This is a genomic window from Alicyclobacillus sp. ALC3 (assembly GCF_028751195.1).
Classification (GTDB): Bacteria; Bacillota; Bacilli; order Alicyclobacillales; family Alicyclobacillaceae; genus Alicyclobacillus_L.
Window position 1 is genome coordinate 2687859 of the sequence record NZ_CP066784.1, and the last position, 17531, is coordinate 2705389.

Sequence of the window (17531 nt, forward strand, 5' to 3'; positions counted from 1 at the left end):
CCTCAAGGGCATCGCCCAGCTTTGTCCTGATACAGTTCAAAGCGGCGACGGAGTATGCGGTATGGAAGTATCTGCAGAAGTCTGCCTACATTGGTCAAACACTTTGGCGCAGATACTTTGATACACTTCCAACTCTGCTCCAAGCAGTTGGCGGTTGGTGTCGAGTAAGGCTACGAACTCCGTCTCACTGCTCGTGGCCGAAACGACCTGGTTTACAGCGTTGAACAGAGCACTCCGTGCTGCCGGCGCGTAGGGATTGGCAGACTGAATATCCCAGTAGACCTCCGCGGTACCAGAGGAAATTCGCGCCAGAATGGCCAATAGTGTCGCGTGCGGTGGAGGGGCTAGGGTGCTGACGAGAGCCAGGTCAACCCCTAATTCCCTTAACGCTGCGCCGAATGCGAGGACCGTGGTATGAGTTAATACCTGCATGGCCGCGACAAGTCGGTCGTGCTCTTCGGCAGTAACTCGGATGACCTTTCCACCCCAAGACGAAAGGAGGTCGAGAAGTTCATCCGAGTTCGGACCACCGCGTTGTACGATTGCCGCAACTGACCGGCCGAGAACGCCTAGACTCGGGGCAAACATCGGGTTGAGCCCAACCACTTCTACAGCCGGCTGTAACGTTTCAATGGCGTTGGACATTCGCGACTGCACCGATAGAGTGTGGGCGAGCAGGGCATTAGCTCGCATTTGCGTACATAGACTCGGAACCATTTCGATTGCAACACGCTCGGGCAACGCCAATAAGACCATATCTGCTGTGCGAACCATCTCGCGAGCGTCGATGGTTAAGTTTGCGGCGTCGCATATCTCAAAAGGGAAATTGCCAGTCGGTTTGATGTGGTCTATGACAGACACTTGTCGCCCTGATGTCTGCAACAAATCTGCGAACAGACTTCCCACCGCGCCCGCTCCGCCGATTACCACGCAATGTCTCAGGCTCATCATTTTTCTCCTAATGAAACAGGTTCTGAAAGTGAAGTTGAGTAGCTGGCTGCTGTGATGGCTGAAATCATGGCTCTGGCTTTCACTTGAGTCTCTTCGAACTCCTCTTCAGGGTCTGACATGGCAATGATGGCGCCGCCAATTCCGAAGCTCGCTTTGCCTTCCGTCATCACGATGGTGCGAATGACAATGCTGAGGTCTGTTGCACCGCAGAGGCTAAACCATCCCAGGCAGCCAGAGTACACGCCGCGAGGTCCGGATTCGAGTCTATCAATGATCTCCAAAGTGCGTATCTTTGGAGCGCCAGTCATCGAGCCTCCGGGGAACGAAGCGCGAACACAGTCAACTGCTGACTTGTCTGGACTCAGCGTTCCACGGACTGTGGACACAAGCTGATGTACCGGAGCGAATGTCTCCACTTGAAAAAGTTGAGGAACATGGACGGAACCCACGGCACACACCGAGTTGAGGTCATTTCGTACTAAATCAACAATCATCAAATTCTCCGATCGGTCTTTCTCACTGGTTCCCAAATTTCTCCGCAGTTCTTCATCCTCAGCCGCGGTGACGCCGCGGGGGCGCGTCCCTTTGATTGGCTTTGATTCGACAACTCCGTCTGAGTTGATGGCTAAGAATCGCTCGGGGGAAGCGCTTAGTACCGAAACGTCCGGGAAGTTTAAAAAGGCTCCGTAGGGAACAGGGCTGACATGCCGCAAGTGTGTGTAAGTCACCCAGGGCTCTAAATCCGTTTCGACAGTAGCGGTATTCGTTAGGCAGATTTCGTATGATTCGCCGTTTTTGATTTCTTCTAGACATGTGTTGACTAGGTCGAGGTACTTCGCCTTGTTATGGCGGAGGGTTACGTCCAAATTATGACCTGGCACTACCGTAAGTGGGGCGACCTTTTCCTCTACGGAAGCGCGAGGCAGCGTGCGTAAACGCTGTGCAGTGCCTTCCAGCCAAGGAACTGCCTGGTGCTTGTCGGTGGCTGTAGCCAAGCACAACAAATAGGTGACCTCTTCGACATGGTCAAAGACAATCATCCGATCGACAAAAAGCATCGCCGCGTCTGGGTGTTCTGATTGGTGTTGGTTACCGTTGCCACACGTTTCACCTTTAAGTTCGTAGCCAATATAGCCAACGTAGCCAAGGTTGAAGTCAAAGGGGAGGTTGTTAGTTTTGGGAACATGGCGACGGCGCAGTTGTTCGTCAAGGTAATCAAAGAAGTGTTGGTGAATGTATTGTGTGGGTAGACCGGGACGTGTTACGACGACTGTTTCATCGGGAACCGAATACGTAACGTACTCCGAATGGGGCCCCTTGCTATCTCCAAGAAACGAAAACCGTGAAGACCCGCCGTTGCTGTCAAGCCAAAACGCATGCGGTGACTTTGAGAACATCTCTTCAAACGTTGCCTGCGGGTCAGGCAGGAATGGCAGTGTACGAACATGCACTCGGTAAAACTGAGCAGAAGACTCTGAGGAGTCGGTATTCATTGATACGTCGCTCGAAGGAACCACAAGACGTGCGTGGGTAATCTCGCGGAAGTTATCTAGCAACTCCAGGCCATACTGACTGCAGATCGACTCTGGGTGGAATTGAACGCCCCATAACGGTACGGTCCGATGTCGGAGTCCCATCAGCAGCCCGTCTTGAGTCCACGCAATTGGCTCCAGTTCGTCTCCTAAGCGCGTTACGAGCAACGAGTGATATCTAACGCTTGGAAACGGCGATGGTATACCAGAAAAAATATCCGTTCCGGTGTGATGAATGAGTGAGACACGTCCATGCATGGGTTCCTCGGCGTGTTCCACTTGACCCCCGAATAAGTGAGCAATGCCCTGGTGACCCAGGCACACCCCGAGAACAGGCAGACCGGACTCCAGAATGGCCTGGGTGCTGATGCCGAAATCCCGAAATCGTTCGGGCCTTCCTGGACCGGGAGATATGACAATGTTATCAATGTCTTTGAGCGCAATCTGCGACCAGTCAGAGTCATTTCGAACCACGATGGGTTCGCGTCCGTTGACCTGACTCAACAGCTGATAAAGGTTGTAGGTGAACGAGTCATAGTTGTCGATCAGGAGTGTTTGGGTCTTGTGAGACACGTGAAATTCTCCTTCCCTAAGTAAAGACTCGCGGGCACCGTCGCCCTATTGACCAGAGCCACTCATGACTAAGTCCTCAACACGGCAGGTCTCGGCAATAACCAACTCATACAGATTGCGCAAAAAGGCGGGGGCGATGTTGTGCTCGGTAGCGTACTGAGCTGCACGCTCTTGGACGAAGTTGATGCGATGCGGCTGCATCATGGGGATGTCATGCTCCCGTTTAAACTCTGCAATTCGAACACAGCACTCGATGCGGGCCCGCAGGGCATCCAACAACAGTTCATCGATTAAGTCGAGGTCACCACGTAGCCGTTCTAATCCTTCTGCGTGTTCCAACTATTTACACCCCTTCTCGTTGCTTCGAAAGTCAGACTTTGATGCAGATCAATCACCTTTTCTGTTCAGTATAAAGAACAGTGTTGTTCTGTCAATAGAACTTCAGTAGTTAATCGTTCCCGATGAAGAACAAAATGCAGAAAAACAAGCTGCCAACGGCCCGCTTGTTTTTGCCGTGGGGAGGGGTTATGATAACGATGTTCATTATATAGAACGAAAATCGTTGCGGAGTGCATGCGCGTACCGTTGTGCTGCAAAGGGGGGATTCTTATGCCAAAAGTGCGCAAAGCAGTCATCCCGGCCGCTGGACTGGGGACGCGATTCCTTCCAGCGACGAAGGCGATGCCAAAGGAAATGTTGCCAATTGTAGACAAACCCACAATTCAGTACATCGTCGAGGAAGCAGCGGCGTCAGGCATTGAAGACATACTGATTGTAACGGGCAAAGGAAAACGGGCGATTGAGGACCACTTTGACCGTTCTGTGGAGTTGGAAGAGTTACTAACCCATCGGGATAAGCATTCGCAACTCGCGGAAATCAGGCAGATTGGGAGCTTGGCTAACATTCACTACATCCGCCAAAAGGAACCATTAGGACTTGGGCACGCAGTTTGGTGTGCAAGGCGGTTTGTTGGGAGTGAGCCGTTCGCTGTGTTGCTTGGGGACGACATCGTCGATGCCCATACCCCGTGCATTCGGCAATTGATGGATGTCTATGAGACCTACGAAATGCCGGTCGTTGGAGTTCAAAATGTGCCCAAAGAGGCTGTTTCTCGTTACGGGATTGTCGGTTCGATACCAATGGGCACATCTCGTCGATTGTCACAAATCCGTGAAATGGTCGAAAAACCCCAACCCGTCGAGGCGCCATCGAACTTGGCGATCATTGGCCGATACGTCTTGACGCCAGACGTGTTTGACTTTTTGGAACTCGGTCAAATCGGCGCAGGGGGTGAGATTCAGTTAACGGACGCACTGGTTGAAGTGAATCGAAAACAGGGCATGATTGCCTGTGAGTTTGAAGGACGTCGCTACGACGTGGGTGAGAAACTTGGTTTCATTGAGGCCACCCTTGAGTTGGCGCTAGGTCGCAAAGACCTCCGGGATGAACTACAGGCGATGATGAGGCGAATGATAGTGGCTGAGGAATTCGTTGTCGGTTAATCCGAATCTGCTGCAGAGAGGGTCTGGCGGGGGACCGCATGACTCAGATGGAAGGATGCAGATTGCGTTAATTCACGAAATTGTCGTTTTAATTATGGCGAGTTTTCAAGGAGGATGCCTGTGTGAACAAAGGACCCACAGACCACTCACGACGGGACACGGTCAAGCAAAAGAGGAAGAAACCTACGTGGAAACGCCTGCTGGCATACACCGGAATTGGCATTGCCGCCGTTGTCGTGGTGGCAGCCGGCCTTGGTTTCTACGAATATCAACGTCTGCAACCAAAGAACCACTTCAAGAACCTGCCGACTGTCGCGCCGACAGGCACCGTCACTGCTGCCAACACGACCTTCAGCACCATATCTAGTAAGTCCACCGCATCGAAGCCCACCTCTAGTGAAGCGCCTGGGGTGTTCAACGTGCTGTTGTTTGGCTCCGACGCTCGCCCGACCGGTAGTGGCAGCGGGTTGTCGGTCGCAGACAGCCACACGGATTCGATCATTCTGATTCACGTGAATCTCAATACACACCAATACAACATGCTCAGCATTCCGCGCGATACGCGTGTGTACATGCCGGGTTTTGGTCACACGAAGATTACCAGTGTGCAAATTCTCGCGCAGACCAAACTCGGTCCCAAGCAAGGCACCCTGTATGCGGTGCAATTCATCAGCAAATTCACCGGGGTTCCAATCAACTACTATGCAGAAACGAACTATTGGGGTTTGCAGGCGATGGTCAATGCGATTGGCGGCATCACGATGAACCTACCTTTCCCCGTCACACTGACACACCCGTGGTACACACAGGATGCTGGCATGAAGTTTTCCGCTGGGCCACACTTTCTCAATGGGCGGCTGGTGGCAGAGGTCGTACACGAACGTTTTTCCGTACCTGGGACCGACTACGGTCGCCAGAAGTTACAGGCGGCAGCACTTAAAGGCATCGCGAAGGCTGTGATGCAGCCTTCCAACCTAACCAAGCTACCGCAACTGTCGAGGTCAGTATCGCAGTACCTGATGGACACCAACATGACCCCTCAGGACTTCATCAGTATTGGGCTTGGCGTCAAGGGAGATTTCCATTCGAGCCAAATTCACTACTACCAGGTAAGCGGGAAGGGTGAGCTCATCTACAATGACCCACTCGGGGCCATGGATGACGAGATCATCCTCAACATGAATCAGCTCAAACAAATCATTCATGCCCACTTTTAGCGACGGACGGGCGTCACTGGCCACGAAGCAAAGAGGGCCGTTGCTGCGTGGCGGCTAACGGACGGACCGGCGTAACGTCATACCCTTTTCTAGGTTGGGTAGACTCTGTGAAGAGGTGACGAATATTGGATCGCGATCTGCACCAAGACATGCAAACCATCAAAGCTACCGAGCAAGCGCGTCGCCAACAGAAGGCCGACGAGCAGGCGCATGCGAAGGAAACGTCGAAAGAGCTGACTGAACAGGTTCAAGACGCCTTCAACTTGTGGGCGCTCGAGTATATTTCAGGTGATCCCGACCGGCTGGCCGTCAACTCTGAACAACCGCCCGTCGGTTTTTCTATCCAGTGTGACTCGCTGCATGAAACCCTGAACCCGAGTTGGTCTCTTCACTCCTTTGATGTTGCTGCGACAATCGAACATGACCACGTCACGGTGACTGTGAAGGACGGGCATTGGCAAGACATCGAAGGCTATCTGGGCAACTGGGCAAACTGGATCGATGAAGTACCCGTCTACAGCGACCTGTTCGATCAAGTCAAGCTCCGCAAAGCGCTTGACCAGGCGTTCCTCAGTTGGTATAAGCGCATGACGAACCCACAGTGAATGTGTCAAAGCCCTCGCACTTTGCTGGCGAGGGCTTGTATTGTTTGTGTTGATCGTGTTGTTTGAGTTGTTTGAGTTGCTCGAGTTGCTCGCGAAAAGTGAAGTGCGTTGCCCCGTCCTGAAAACCACCTGGACATTACACGAAAATTACCTGGGGGCTTAACTGTGGTGCGGCCCGGCGGTGATGTGCAGCGACAGCGACCCCTTTAGACCGCCGATATGGACTTGACTGTCCGGCAGGTGACCGAACTTACTCCACAGCGTCAATTCGGCGTTTGCGGAGCCAGGCTTCGCCGGAGACGTAGTTGCACTTTTGAGCGTTGCCGTCAGGTTGTTTAGCTCCTGCGCGGCCTTTTGCATGGCCTGTGCTTCCCGTTCATCGCGTGTCACCACTGCGCTGATCGCACTCACGGCTTTTGCAATGTGGTTGCTGTTCTGGTCTTTCAACGATACTTTCTCAGACGTGCCGACTTCTTGTCGGTCGTTCATCGCTTGCGACAGTATGGTCCTTAGACCTTGTGTCTGCGAAATCGTGGTCTTCACCGCGCTTGCGTCCCCACTGCGTTCGGCCTGCTGCAACGCCGCGCGGAAGTTCTGAACGGCTTGTTGCAGTTGCTTGCGCGCAGATTGGTCGTCCTTGATGGCCGCGTGGAGCGACTGAATGGCGCTCTGTAGCTGCGCGCGAGCCGATGTGCCCGAAGGCTGCGTCGACGACGTGGTGTTGATCGTTACGGTCCCCTGCGCGGAGGACTGAGTGCCCGCGGAGTCTTGCCTCAACGTGGCGAGCGTTGTCGCTTTTCCGACCGTGATTGTCGGTTTGGAGGTGACCTGCACAGAGCTTGAACTCTTTGCTTGCGCACTCGTGCTGTGACTTGCGCTGGTGCTATGACTTGCGCTCGTGCTGTGACTTGCGCTCGTGCTGTGACTTGCGCTCGTGCTGTGACTTGCGTTCGTGCTGTGACTTGCGTTCGTGGCCTGTGTCGAGCTGGTGCCCGCGAGTGCCGTGCTGGCCGCGCCAGCTGTCATTCCCACTGCACACAATACGCCCACACCCACAACCAGACGTCTGTTCATCCTATCCAACCCCTTTCGGCCTCGTGTGTTGTAACGATTCATAGAGTTCGTTCGCTAGCGGTACAAAGTGTCCGTCACACGGAGGACGATTGGATTGGCGTGGGAAGTGAGAGGATTGGAAGGAGAGAGGATTGGAACATTGCCCTGAGATTTGATAGCGGCACAGCGCTGGGGCTTGGATAGCTTGGATAGCGGCACAGCGCCGCCTATTGGCTTGAAATTCCCGGCCAAAGTGGATATTAAGCGGCCCGAGGCCGCTTAATCCCGATATTTATGGGTGTTTTGCCGTCCTACGGGTCCGTTAAGCAGTTGCGGACAGCCTATTGAGGTCCGTGGAGCCGCTAAAATGGCACATAAGCTGTTCTGTGCCGCTACGGAGGCCGCGGAAAAGTCGAAAACGATCACATAGCGAGCGGCGGAGGCCGGAGGCCCCGGAAAAGTCGATAACGATCACATGGCGAGCGGCGGGGGCCCCGGAAAAGTCGATCGCGATCACATAGCGAGCGGCCGGGGCGTCGGAAGTGTCGATAAGGATCACATAGCGAGCGGCGGGGGCGTCGGAAATGTCGATAAGGATCACATAGCGAGCGGCGGAGGCCCCGGGAATGTCGATAAGGATCACATAGCGAGCGGCGGAGGCCCCGGGAATGTCGAAAACGATCACATAGCGAGCGGCAGGGGCCTGAGAAGTGTCGATAACGATCACATAGCGAGCGGCCGGGGCCTCGGAAGTGTCGATAAGGATCACATAGCGAGCGGCGGGGGCGTCGGAAGTGTCGATAACGATCACATAGCGAGCGGCGGGGGCGTCGGAAGTGTCGATAAGGATCACATAGCGAGCGGCGGAGGCCTGGGAAGAGTCGATAAGGATCACATAGCGAGCGGCAGGGGCCTGGGAAGTGTCGATAAGGATCACATAGCGAGCGGCGGAGGGCCCGGAAGTGTCGATAACGATCACATAGCGAGCGGCCGGGGCGTCGGAAGTGTCGATAAGGATCACATAGCGAGCGGCGGGGGCGTCGGAAATGTCGATAAGGATCACATAGCGAGCGGCGGGGGCTTCGGAAAAGTCGATCGCGATCACATAGCGAGCGGCGGGGACGTCGGAAAAGTCGATCGCGATCACATAGCGAGCCGCCCGAGCCGCGGAAATGTCGAGGCCACGACTCTATCTGAGAATTGGGAAGAACGGGTCGTTCCGATCCATGAAACAGTTCGAAGGATCCCATCCTGTATATGGATTTTGGTGTCTGTCGCGTCGAAACGGCAGCCGTGGCAACGATGGAAGTGTAACGGGGCGGGATCGATATGCGTCTTTTAAGTGTTGGTGTCAGGGGAGGTGGCTTTTGGATATAGGAGCTCTCTTCAGCGAGTACGGGGACGATGTATTCAACTTGTTGGTTCACATGACCAGGGACCGATACGCGGCAGAAGATTTGACACAGGACACATTCATTAAAGCCTTCCGACACGATGCGAACGTGATGAACAGTGCCCTGAATAGAGATCTTGGGAAGATTGTCGATATAATGGGCGCGACACGCGCTACAAAACTTCATCAAATGCTGACGAGAGAAACAATCATCATGGACAAGGTTACATTTTCCGACAACGGAATTGAACGGCCTGCATTGGGGCCAGACCCGCAAGCAGAACAAGCGATTCAGTCTGATTTCAAGCAGTTGCTTCAGATGGTCCCAACACAGGTGAAATCCATCCAAGCACACTTGTTGTCATCTGCGAGTCTTCAATACCCACAAGTCGGGGACATAATCAGCCACTCCAAAATTCATGGTCCACGCATCCACAATCCCGGTGGTGGCGATGTACCCGTATGTCGGGAAAGAAGTGTGGAGAAATGCGATCTCTGTGGTATGGTCGGGTGGGAATTCAACCCCATAACCGCTGACATTTATAAGGGACACACCGAGTGTGAGGTTTTACACGCGAGCTAGAAAAAATAAGGCCATTTAAAATCATGTCACGAATTGTCGTATCTATGGCTCATTCGCTATTACACAGAGAACGAGGGGGGAGATGTCCTGTTGTCCTGTTGTCCTGTTGTCCTGTTGTCCTGTTGTCCTGTTGTCCTGTTGTCCTGTTGTCCTGTTGTCCTGTTGTCCTGTTGTCCTGTTGTCCTGTTGTCCTGTTGTCCTGCGCCATCGTGAGCCTGCCAAACGAGACAAAAGACCTATATAACCGGGACAAAAGTCCCATGGAAGGCCACTGTGGTTGGAGTACTATATGTATGAATATACATAAAAACACAGATATAACAGGGTGGGTGTTGCAGTGGAGCTAGAACTTGTTTGGTGCCTAGCTTGTCTGACTCTTGTAACTAAGCATCCTGCGGTTCAAAAGTTTCAAACTGGATACAGACAAATTGCGGAAGTCGACTATCCACTCGCAATCTGCAAGTCCGACACCTGTGAAATCTGCCTAGCGAAGAACCGAATCTTGTCAGATGCCCCCAAGAAATGAACCGCCCCCAGTACTGACGTGATGGATCTGCACGGAATCCGGCACTCAGCGGTACCTGGTGCGTCTGAAATTGGTCGCTTAGCGACGCTGGCGTCGCTAACCTTCAATCATTGACCTCACGGAAGCCGAGACAAGTGCAAAAATGTCGCTCCCACCGGCGCACCGCCGCAACTCTACTAGGACAAGCCCCTCTGCTATACTGTCTCTATCATAATTCGACACCGCGAGCCGCAGCCGCAGGCGACAGCAGCCGCGTGGGAACGGCCGTGATCAACCGGGGCAGAGTTGCGCTGGGCCACCGGCCGAGCAAAAGGGCCGCCGCCCACGCACAGAACAGAGCGGTCGCCAGGCGATCGAAAGGATGAGACTCACCGTGACGAACAGACTCGCGCGACTCCTTGGCGCTTCCGCAGCTACAGCCGTTGCGACGGCTGGTATGACCCTCGCGACTCTGCCGGTCGCGTTGGCCAGCCCAATACCCGCCGTTCAACCGCCGGCAAACTTCCTGCCGATCCCGGACATCTGGGCGTCGTGGAACCCGACCGACAGTACGGTGCTCAGGGCCATCAACAACGCGCACAGCCACGCAGAGTTCATCCCGACCATCGCGCTCCCTTCGAACTACAGTTCGCTCACAGCGGCGGAGAAGCTGCTCGTGATCGCGAACCTAGAACGTCTCTCTCGCGGCCTACCTCCGGTGCTTGGTCTGAACGCGGTACTCGACACGGCAGCAGAGGTCGGTGTGCAGAATTCGACCGATCCGGTATTTCCACGCAACGCGCCGTTTTCATTTGTCGCGTGGGGCTCGAACTGGGCGGCTGTTCCGGGCGGTGTGCTTGAGGCTGACTACGGCTGGATGTACCAGGACGGGCAGGGCGGAGACAACATCGACTGTACGCCGACCAACAGCACTGGCTGCTTTGGCCACCGCGACAACATTCTGTCGAACTGGACGTCTGCGTATTCGCCGCTCAGCCTCGTCATGGGCGCGGCCGGTACGAGCCGCACCACATCGACCAACAACGACTTCACGGAACTGTTCGTCGCGGTCCCAGGCGCAACGCCACCGGCGCTGTACTTCACCTGGCAGCAGGAGCTACCGTACTTCGATAGCCAGACGATCTCGGTCGTAGCCGGCCAGAGCGCGTCGACGCGGTTGATGGCGACCAACGGCGTCGGCCCGTACACTTGGACCGCCACCGGCGCAGGCTCGAGCAACGGTGGGGCGGCCGCCACTGGCGCAGGCTCCAGCAACGGTGGGGCGGCCGCCACTGGCGCAGGCTCCAGCCCGGCCTCTGGCAGCACGAGTGTTGGCGATGGACTGTCGCTGTCGTCTGCCGGCGTTCTGACCGGGACGCCGTCGCAGTCCGGCACATTCACGTTTCAAGCGACTGTGACGGATGCGAGAAGGCAGGTCGTCGCGCAACCGACGGTGACGATCGCGGTTGCGTCACCCCAGACGAACAGCGCTTCCGGTTCGGGATCAGGTTCGGGACTCGGCTCAGGGGCAGGCTCTGGCTCCGGTTCTGGCTCAGGGGCAGGCTCCGGCGCGGGACCGCTCGTCTCGACGGTCGCGAACTCAAGCGCCTCCACGGTGACCGGGGTGGACGGAAAGAACGTGATCAGCGTCTCCATTCCAGCCCAGGCCTTCTCCTCGCAGCATCAGTTGACAGTCTCGAGTGTGCCGACAACGTCCTTCATCTCCGTCGATCCCGCCGACGCCACGCCCATCGCCGCCTTCGATGTGAGCGTCTCTGGCAGCGCCGCAACACATCCGATGTCGCTGACGGTGTCGAGTCCGGTCATCCCGGCCAACGCCCGGGTATACGTCCAGGCTCCGAGCGGTGGCCAGGCGCCGAGCGGCGGTCCGACGTCAAGCGGTCGCCAGACTTCGAGCGGTGGCCAGGCGTCGAGCGGAGGTCAGGCCCCGAGCGGAGGTCAGGCCCCGAGCGGAGGTCAGGCCCCGAGCGGAGGTCCGACGTCGAGCGGTGGCCAGGCTCCGAGCGGCGGTCCGACTTCGAGCGGTGGCCAGACGCCGGGAGGCCTCACCCAAGTGCCCGCACAGGTGCAGGCGGGCAAAGTCACGTTTGGGTTCACCGCGGGGGAGACGGTCGTGATCGCCGCCCCGATCGAGAGCGCCCAGCGCCTCGCCACGCGCAACCTGACTTGGTCGTCCCGGACATTTGAACTGAACGGCGTCAAGCAGTTCGTCGTCCCGGGCTTCACTTACCGCGGGACGTACTACACCTCGGTCTACGATGTGCAGCAAATTTTGCAGCGGCTCGGTCTGCAGAACGTCTGGCACGTGAACATGCTGAACATCGACAGCTCGTCGTTCGACGTCAGCCTCATCCCGACGACCCACGCCGGCGACGCCTTTATGGAAGTCAACGGCCGCGCGCTGATGGCGGTGCCGCACATTGTGACGGCGCAGCCTGGAACGTCGACGCTGACTTCCTACATTGAAATCTGGGACCTACAGCGCATTCTCAACAGCGTCGGCCTGGACGCGAATGGGTACAACGGCGTGCAACGTGTGTGGAACATCGTCTCGAACTGAGTAGCCTGGCGCGGCGTTGAGCGGAGAAACTGGAGGCGAGAGGGGGCACCATCACGAATACAACTGGAGATAGAACTTTGTCCATTTTCTGGGGTGGTAGCCAAATTAGGACACGCGCACGATAACATTGGTCTGAGACTGGATAGCGGCGCAGCCCAGGGGTTGGGCAGCCTGGATAGCGGCACAGCGCAGCCTATTGGCTTGATATTCCCGGCCAAAGTGGATATTAAGCGGCCCGAGGCCGCTTAATCCCAATATTTATTGGTGTTTTGCCGTCGTACGGCCCCGTTAAGCGGTTGAGGACAGCCTATCGAGGTCCGAGGACCTGCTCAAATGGCACATAAGCTGTTCTGTGCCGCTACGGAGGCGGTGCAAGCTTCATGAGCGGGGGATCGGAGGGGGCGGAGGCCGTGGAAGTGTCGATAATGATCACATAGCGAGCGGCGGAGGCCGTGGAAGTGTCGATAATGATCACATAGCGAGCGGCGGAGGCCGTGGAAGTGTCGATAATGATCACATAGCGAGCGGCGGGGGCCGCGGAAGTGTCGAAAACGATCACATAGCGAGCGGCGGAGCCCGCGGAAGTGTCGAAAACGATCACATAGCGAGCGGCGGAGCCCGCGGAAGTGTCGATAATGATCACATAGCGAGCGGCGGAGCCCGCGGAAGTGTCGATAATGATCACATAGCGAGCGGCGGAGGCCGTGGAAGTGTCGATAATGATCACATAGCGAGCGGCGGGGGCCGTGGAAGTGTCGATCGCGATCACATAGCCAGCCGTGCCAGCCGTGCCAGCCGTGCCAGCCGTGCCAGCCGTTACCGCCCGATCTCCACGCGCAGTTGGGCGATGTACGCCTCCATAAACTCCGTGCGCTCGCGCGCGATGCGCCGCGCCGCCTCCGTGTGCATTCCATCCGCCAACTTGAACAGCTTCACGTAGAAGTGGTCGAGGCCGTACGCTTTGTCGTCAGGCTGCCTGTCGTCCCCGAACGGATCGCCGGGATCATAAAACGGTCGCCCCATCTCGGAGCAGGTGGCGAATAGTCGCGCGATCCCGATTGCTCCGATTGCATCGAGCCGGTCCGCGTCTTGCACAATCCTTCCTTCCATATGCTCCGGCGTCACGCCACGCGAAAACGAGTGGAACCGTATGCAGTCGAGAACCTTCTCGCGCTTCGCCAGTGGGTAATCGGCCTGTTCGAGCACCCCGCGCGCCAACTCTGCGCAGGCGTCGCCGGAATAACGCGACTGCGGATGCCCCTTCGGGTAGTTGAAGAGTTCGTGGAGCAGGATTGCGGGGATCACGATTTCACTATCGGCCCTGACTTCCTCCAAAAGGAGCTCCGCGTTCTTCCGCACACGCTCGACGTGCGAAAAGTCATGCGCGGGATCGCGCGAAGAAGCTTCCCGCGCCGCCTGCAGAAATGGTGAGTAATCCACGCTTCGTTGCCTCCTCGCCCCGTCTCGTGCTCTCGCTCTGAAATTGGACAGCGACGCGGGCGTCGCTTCCATTAAGTTTTTCCATCACCGCGCCGAAGCCGCCGAAGCCGCCGAAGCCGCCGAAGCCGCCGAAGCCGCCGAAGCCGCCGAAGCCGCCGAAGCCGCCGAAGCCGCCCCGCGCGCGGCCGCCCCATCGCGCCGAAGCCGCCACCAAATCCTACGCCAGTTCCTTCTCCACGTAGGCGGCCACTTCGTCCGCCGTCGTAAAGTCGCGCAGCGCCTCGACGAAGTCGTTGTGCATGAGCTTGCGCGCCAGCTTCGCCAGAATCTGCAGGTGTTCGTTCGCGGACTGCTCCGGCACCAAGATCATGAACAGCATATCCACCGGCCTGTCGTCCAGCGACTTCCACTCGACCGGCTGCGCTAGCTTCGCGAACAACAGCACCGGTTCCGTGACAGCGTTGGTTTTGCCATGCGGGATCGCGACGCCTTTCCCGAACCCGGTCGTGCTCTCCTGTTCGCGCGCTAGCACGGCCTGGACCGTCTGGTCGACGTCCGTCACCTTGCCGTCTTCGCGCGCCCGGTTCACGACGGCCCGCACGACGTCCTCTTGCGATGGCGCCGCTACACCCATCAAGACGTTGTTCGCATCGAGCACTCTTCACGCCCCCTATGTAAAGTTGTCACGCTCACGCTCACGCTCACGCTGCACGCGGCAATTTCACTTCTAAACTGGAAGCGCGCGGATTGCCTCCGCGCGCCTCTTTGACATCTACTCTACTCGTCTTTCGGTTGGAACAAGGCGACGAGGGTAGCCATCGCTTGGTCTTCGTCTGGACCATCGACGGTGAGCGTGATCGTTTTGCCTCTGGCGACGCCAAGACTCATGATTCCCAAGATACTCTTCCCATCGACCGTCTTATCGTTAAACGTCACCTGGACGGACGACTGAAAGCGGCCACTCGTGTTCACGAACTCCGATGCCGGCCGCGCATGCAAACCCGCGGCGTGCGTAACTTCAACAGACTCCTGGCGCATCGAGCAATTCCTCCTCGCCCTTCGGTTCCTAGCGGGCAGCGTTTTCAAGAGATCCCGTTGCGTGATCCCTGTCAATCCACATCGATTTTATCGAATGATTGACCTGACGTCATTTTACACTTTATAATGAGCGTATTCAATCACAAATGAGCACAAAACGCCGACATATATCGCTGAAATCGTCACGAAAGCGCATGCACACGCTCTACAGGCACCGCGCTGAGACGCACACCAGCGCCAGGGCTACCACGCCCAGCGTCGCTACCACGCCGCCGAACGCGCGTTGCGCACCGCCACGCGACACGCGACACGCGACACGCGACACGCCGCCGAACGCGCGCTGCACACCAGCGCCAGCGGCCAGCGTGCTTGCGGCGGCAATCTGAGGGAGGTCCGGCCGATGTTCGTCCCGGAACGCCAAGCACAAATCATCGCTTATCTCCAGACTCACCGCCGGGCGACCGTGGCAGAACTCGCGGCGCTGCTCGACAGTTCCGAGTCGACGATCCGCCGGGATCTGCAGGAGCTCGAACAAGCTCACCAGTTGAAGCGGACGCACGGCGGGGCCGTTTTGGACGATCACGCCAGTTACGAACCGACCTGGCAAGAAAAGGGGGGCGAACACGCCGACGCCAAGGCGCGCATCGGTACGACTGCGGCGGCGCTTGTCGAGGACGGTGACACCGTGCTGATTGACGCTGGGACGACGACGTGGCACATCGGGGTGCAACTTCGGGATCGCCCGATCACGGTTGTCACCAACAGCCTCGCCGTCGCGAACGAACTCTCAACTGGGTTTGCCGGCCAACTTGTCGTGCTCGGCGGCGAACTGCGGCCGACCACGGGCGCGTTCGTCGGGCCGTTCACGGAGCAGATGCTGCGCCAACTGCATGTCGATATTCTGTTCCTCGGCGCCAACGGCATGCATGAAGGTGGCGTCACGACGCCAAACGCGGTCGAAGCAGCGACGAAACGGGCGATGGTCGCGGCGGCGAAACACGTGGTCGTGGCGAGTGATGTGAGCAAGATCGGCCAGACCAGCTTCGTGCACGTGTGTTCCTGGGACGCGGTGCACACCCTAGTCACGGACGCGAAAGTGGGCGACGAATCGTTTGCGCGCGCGCTGCACGACAACCACGTCGCAGTGCGCACGCCGAGCGCTGTGGAGAGGGGGTGATGGCGACGCCAGACGGCACGTTGGCGAGACGCGACAACTACGAACCTACCATTGTGACGGTCACGCTGAATCCCGCCGTCGACCTGTTCATCTCCGTCGGTGAGCTTTGCCCGGGCGAACTGCACCGGGTCGAGGCGCCGCAGCAATATCCGGGCGGGAAGGGCATCAACGTCGCGAAACTCCTCGCTGAACTGGGGATCACGACGCGCGCCACCGGCTTTCTCGGCGGCTCGCGCGGCCAGTTCATCGCGCAGGAGCTCGACAGGTTGGGCATCACGTCGGACTTTGTCGAGATTGCGGCCGAAACGCGGGTGAACGTCAAGGTGATTGACGCGGCCGGCAACTTGACCGAGTTCAACAGCCCGGCGCCGGTCATCCGGCCGGACGAGTGGGCGCAGCTGACCGAGTACCTGCGCGGCCGGGGTAAGCTGGCTCGCGCCGGCGCCGTGGCTGGGCGCGCCGGGGGCGTGGCTGGCGCGGCCACCGTCACTGCCACCGGCAGCGGAGACGTGGCTCGAGCTGCCATCGCCACTTCCACCGGCGCCCAAAGCTGGGTTGCCTACTGCGGCAACTTGCCGGCCGGTTGCCGAGAGGACTGGTACAGCGAAGCCATCCGGGCGGCGAAAGGAGCAGGCTACCACACGTTGCTAGACGCGAGTGGCTCCGCGCTGGCGCGGGGGATTGAGGCCGGGCCGGATGTGATTAAGCCGAACGTGCGTGAGCTGAGCGACATCACGGGACGCGACTGCAGCTCTGTCGACGCCGTCGCCCGCGCTGCCGCGGAACTAGTCGCGGGCGGAGTCGGTATAGCAGTCGTCTCAATGGGGCCGGACGGCGTCGTCGCGGTGGCGGGGGAAGGCTGGGGCGATGTGTCGGGACCAAGCGGAAACCGAGCTGTCAGTGCGCCCGAGCACGAACCGTCAGGGAGTGCCGGACCACCAGCGGCTGTCGAAGCGCTGAGCGCAGCGCGCGGCGCAGATAACCTTCGCGCCATCCGCGTCCGGGTGCCGACCGTGCCGGTGACGTCGCCGGTGGGAGCGGGAGATACGGTCGTCGCGGCGCTGTTGTACGGACTGTCGCGCGGCGTGCCGTTTGACGAAGCCGTGCGCTATGCCGCCGCAGCCGGCACCGCGAAGGTGCAAAAGCCCGGGAACACGCACCCGGGGAGAGACGACATCGCGGCGGTGCTGTGCGGCACCAGCGTGGAGTCGCTGCAGTTGTAGGCCATTCGGCGGCGCCGAGGAGCTCGCGCCTGGTGCCGCGGCACGGACCACCGGATTCACGCGGCGCATCGCGCGCCACGCCACGCGCACCGCGCCTGGCGCCGCGGCGCAGACCGCACCGTGCCACCAGATTCACCTCCGGGCGTTTTGAGCGCCG

General features: G+C 58.1%; 17 protein-coding genes. 7 read left to right on the forward strand and 10 right to left on the reverse strand.

Translation table 11 applies throughout. The annotated features are described in order from the left end of the window. Window positions 1-36: 36 nt before the first annotated feature. The 3 genes from JC200_RS12655 to JC200_RS12665 are packed head-to-tail and all read right to left on the reverse strand — an operon-like array spanning window position 37 to window position 3395. A complete protein-coding gene (locus JC200_RS12655) occupies window positions 37-948 on the reverse strand; it encodes a prephenate dehydrogenase/arogenate dehydrogenase family protein (RefSeq protein ID WP_274432060.1) in 912 nt (303 codons plus the stop codon). Further along, window positions 948-3056, reverse strand: coding sequence for an aminodeoxychorismate synthase component I (pabB, locus tag JC200_RS12660; protein ID WP_274432061.1), 2109 nt, complete (start codon window positions 3054-3056; stop codon window positions 948-950). The genes JC200_RS12655 and pabB overlap by 1 nt, the downstream gene beginning before the upstream one ends. 45 nt (window positions 3057-3101) lie before the next feature. Next, window positions 3102-3395, reverse strand: coding sequence for a chorismate mutase family protein (locus JC200_RS12665; protein WP_274432062.1), 294 nt, complete (start codon window positions 3393-3395; stop codon window positions 3102-3104). Between the two features lie 270 nt (window positions 3396-3665). Here JC200_RS12665 and galU point away from each other — a divergent pair, with 270 nt between their 5' ends. From galU to JC200_RS12680, 3 genes are all read left to right on the forward strand, one after another. After that, on the forward strand, window positions 3666-4559 hold the full coding sequence (galU, locus tag JC200_RS12670) for a UTP--glucose-1-phosphate uridylyltransferase GalU (RefSeq protein ID WP_274432063.1): 894 nt from the start codon (window positions 3666-3668) through the stop codon (window positions 4557-4559). Window positions 4560-4681: 122 nt separating this feature from the next. Beyond that, window positions 4682-5776 (forward strand): LCP family protein, encoded by a 1095-nt coding sequence (locus tag JC200_RS12675; protein ID WP_274432064.1) that lies wholly within the window; start codon window positions 4682-4684, stop codon window positions 5774-5776. Between the two features lie 125 nt (window positions 5777-5901). After that, complete coding sequence (locus tag JC200_RS12680) at window positions 5902-6381, forward strand: hypothetical protein (protein ID WP_274432065.1); 480 nt, start codon at window positions 5902-5904, stop codon at window positions 6379-6381. Between the two features lie 159 nt (window positions 6382-6540). On the opposite strand, the gene JC200_RS12685 is transcribed toward JC200_RS12680, so the two are convergent. Together JC200_RS12685 and JC200_RS12690 are read right to left on the reverse strand one after the other, a co-directional pair. Beyond that, on the reverse strand, window positions 6541-7455 hold the full coding sequence (locus JC200_RS12685) for a hypothetical protein (RefSeq protein WP_274432066.1): 915 nt from the start codon (window positions 7453-7455) through the stop codon (window positions 6541-6543). 301 nt (window positions 7456-7756) lie between these two features. Then, window positions 7757-8581: a hypothetical protein gene (locus JC200_RS12690; protein WP_274432067.1), complete on the reverse strand. Its 825-nt coding sequence runs from the start codon at window positions 8579-8581 to the stop codon at window positions 7757-7759. Between the two features lie 220 nt (window positions 8582-8801). Here JC200_RS12690 and JC200_RS12695 point away from each other — a divergent pair, with 220 nt between their 5' ends. Next, the gene (locus JC200_RS12695; RefSeq protein WP_274432068.1) at window positions 8802-9410 is read left to right on the forward strand and encodes an RNA polymerase sigma factor; all 609 of its coding nucleotides are present in this window, start codon (window positions 8802-8804) and stop codon (window positions 9408-9410) included. An 899-nt stretch (window positions 9411-10309) separates the two neighbouring features. Next, window positions 10310-12496: a spore germination YkwD domain-containing protein gene (locus JC200_RS12700; RefSeq protein ID WP_274432069.1), complete on the forward strand. Its 2187-nt coding sequence runs from the start codon at window positions 10310-10312 to the stop codon at window positions 12494-12496. Between the two features lie 358 nt (window positions 12497-12854). Here JC200_RS12700 and JC200_RS12705 read toward each other — a convergent pair whose 3' ends face one another. The 5 genes from JC200_RS12705 to JC200_RS12725 form a co-directional block, all read right to left on the reverse strand. Beyond that, on the reverse strand, window positions 12855-13265 hold the full coding sequence (locus JC200_RS12705; protein WP_274432070.1) for a hypothetical protein: 411 nt from the start codon (window positions 13263-13265) through the stop codon (window positions 12855-12857). A gap of 47 nt (window positions 13266-13312) precedes the next feature. Continuing rightward, entirely contained in the window at window positions 13313-13936 is a 624-nt protein-coding gene (locus JC200_RS12710; protein ID WP_274432071.1) for an HD domain-containing protein, read from the reverse strand. Beyond that, window positions 13875-14147: a hypothetical protein gene (locus JC200_RS12715; protein WP_274432072.1), complete on the reverse strand. Its 273-nt coding sequence runs from the start codon at window positions 14145-14147 to the stop codon at window positions 13875-13877. The genes JC200_RS12710 and JC200_RS12715 overlap by 62 nt, the downstream gene beginning before the upstream one ends. A gap of 6 nt (window positions 14148-14153) precedes the next feature. After that, window positions 14154-14594, reverse strand: coding sequence for a PTS sugar transporter subunit IIA (locus tag JC200_RS12720; protein WP_274432073.1), 441 nt, complete (start codon window positions 14592-14594; stop codon window positions 14154-14156). A gap of 119 nt (window positions 14595-14713) precedes the next feature. Continuing rightward, the gene (locus JC200_RS12725; RefSeq protein ID WP_274432074.1) at window positions 14714-14974 is read right to left on the reverse strand and encodes an HPr family phosphocarrier protein; all 261 of its coding nucleotides are present in this window, start codon (window positions 14972-14974) and stop codon (window positions 14714-14716) included. Window positions 14975-15374: 400 nt separating this feature from the next. Here JC200_RS12725 and JC200_RS12730 point away from each other — a divergent pair, with 400 nt between their 5' ends. Together JC200_RS12730 and JC200_RS12735 are read left to right on the forward strand one after the other, a co-directional pair. Continuing rightward, the gene (locus JC200_RS12730) at window positions 15375-16151 is read left to right on the forward strand and encodes a DeoR/GlpR family DNA-binding transcription regulator (protein WP_274432075.1); all 777 of its coding nucleotides are present in this window, start codon (window positions 15375-15377) and stop codon (window positions 16149-16151) included. Next, window positions 16151-17374 (forward strand): 1-phosphofructokinase family hexose kinase, encoded by a 1224-nt coding sequence (locus tag JC200_RS12735; RefSeq protein ID WP_274432076.1) that lies wholly within the window; start codon window positions 16151-16153, stop codon window positions 17372-17374. The genes JC200_RS12730 and JC200_RS12735 overlap by 1 nt, the downstream gene beginning before the upstream one ends. Window positions 17375-17531: the final 157 nt, after the last annotated feature.

Coding starts and splice junctions, on each gene's coding strand:
- JC200_RS12725 (WP_274432074.1), bottom strand. CDS start 14,974: ATGCGCCAGGAGTCTGTTGAAGTTACGCACGCCGCGGGTTTGCATGCG.
- JC200_RS12655 (WP_274432060.1), bottom strand. CDS start 948: ATGAGCCTGAGACATTGCGTGGTAATCGGCGGAGCGGGCGCGGTGGGA.
- JC200_RS12735 (WP_274432076.1), top strand. CDS start 16,151: ATGGCGACGCCAGACGGCACGTTGGCGAGACGCGACAACTACGAACCT.
- JC200_RS12730 (WP_274432075.1), top strand. CDS start 15,375: ATGTTCGTCCCGGAACGCCAAGCACAAATCATCGCTTATCTCCAGACT.
- galU (WP_274432063.1), top strand. CDS start 3,666: ATGCCAAAAGTGCGCAAAGCAGTCATCCCGGCCGCTGGACTGGGGACG.
- JC200_RS12685 (WP_274432066.1), bottom strand. CDS start 7,455: ATGAACAGACGTCTGGTTGTGGGTGTGGGCGTATTGTGTGCAGTGGGA.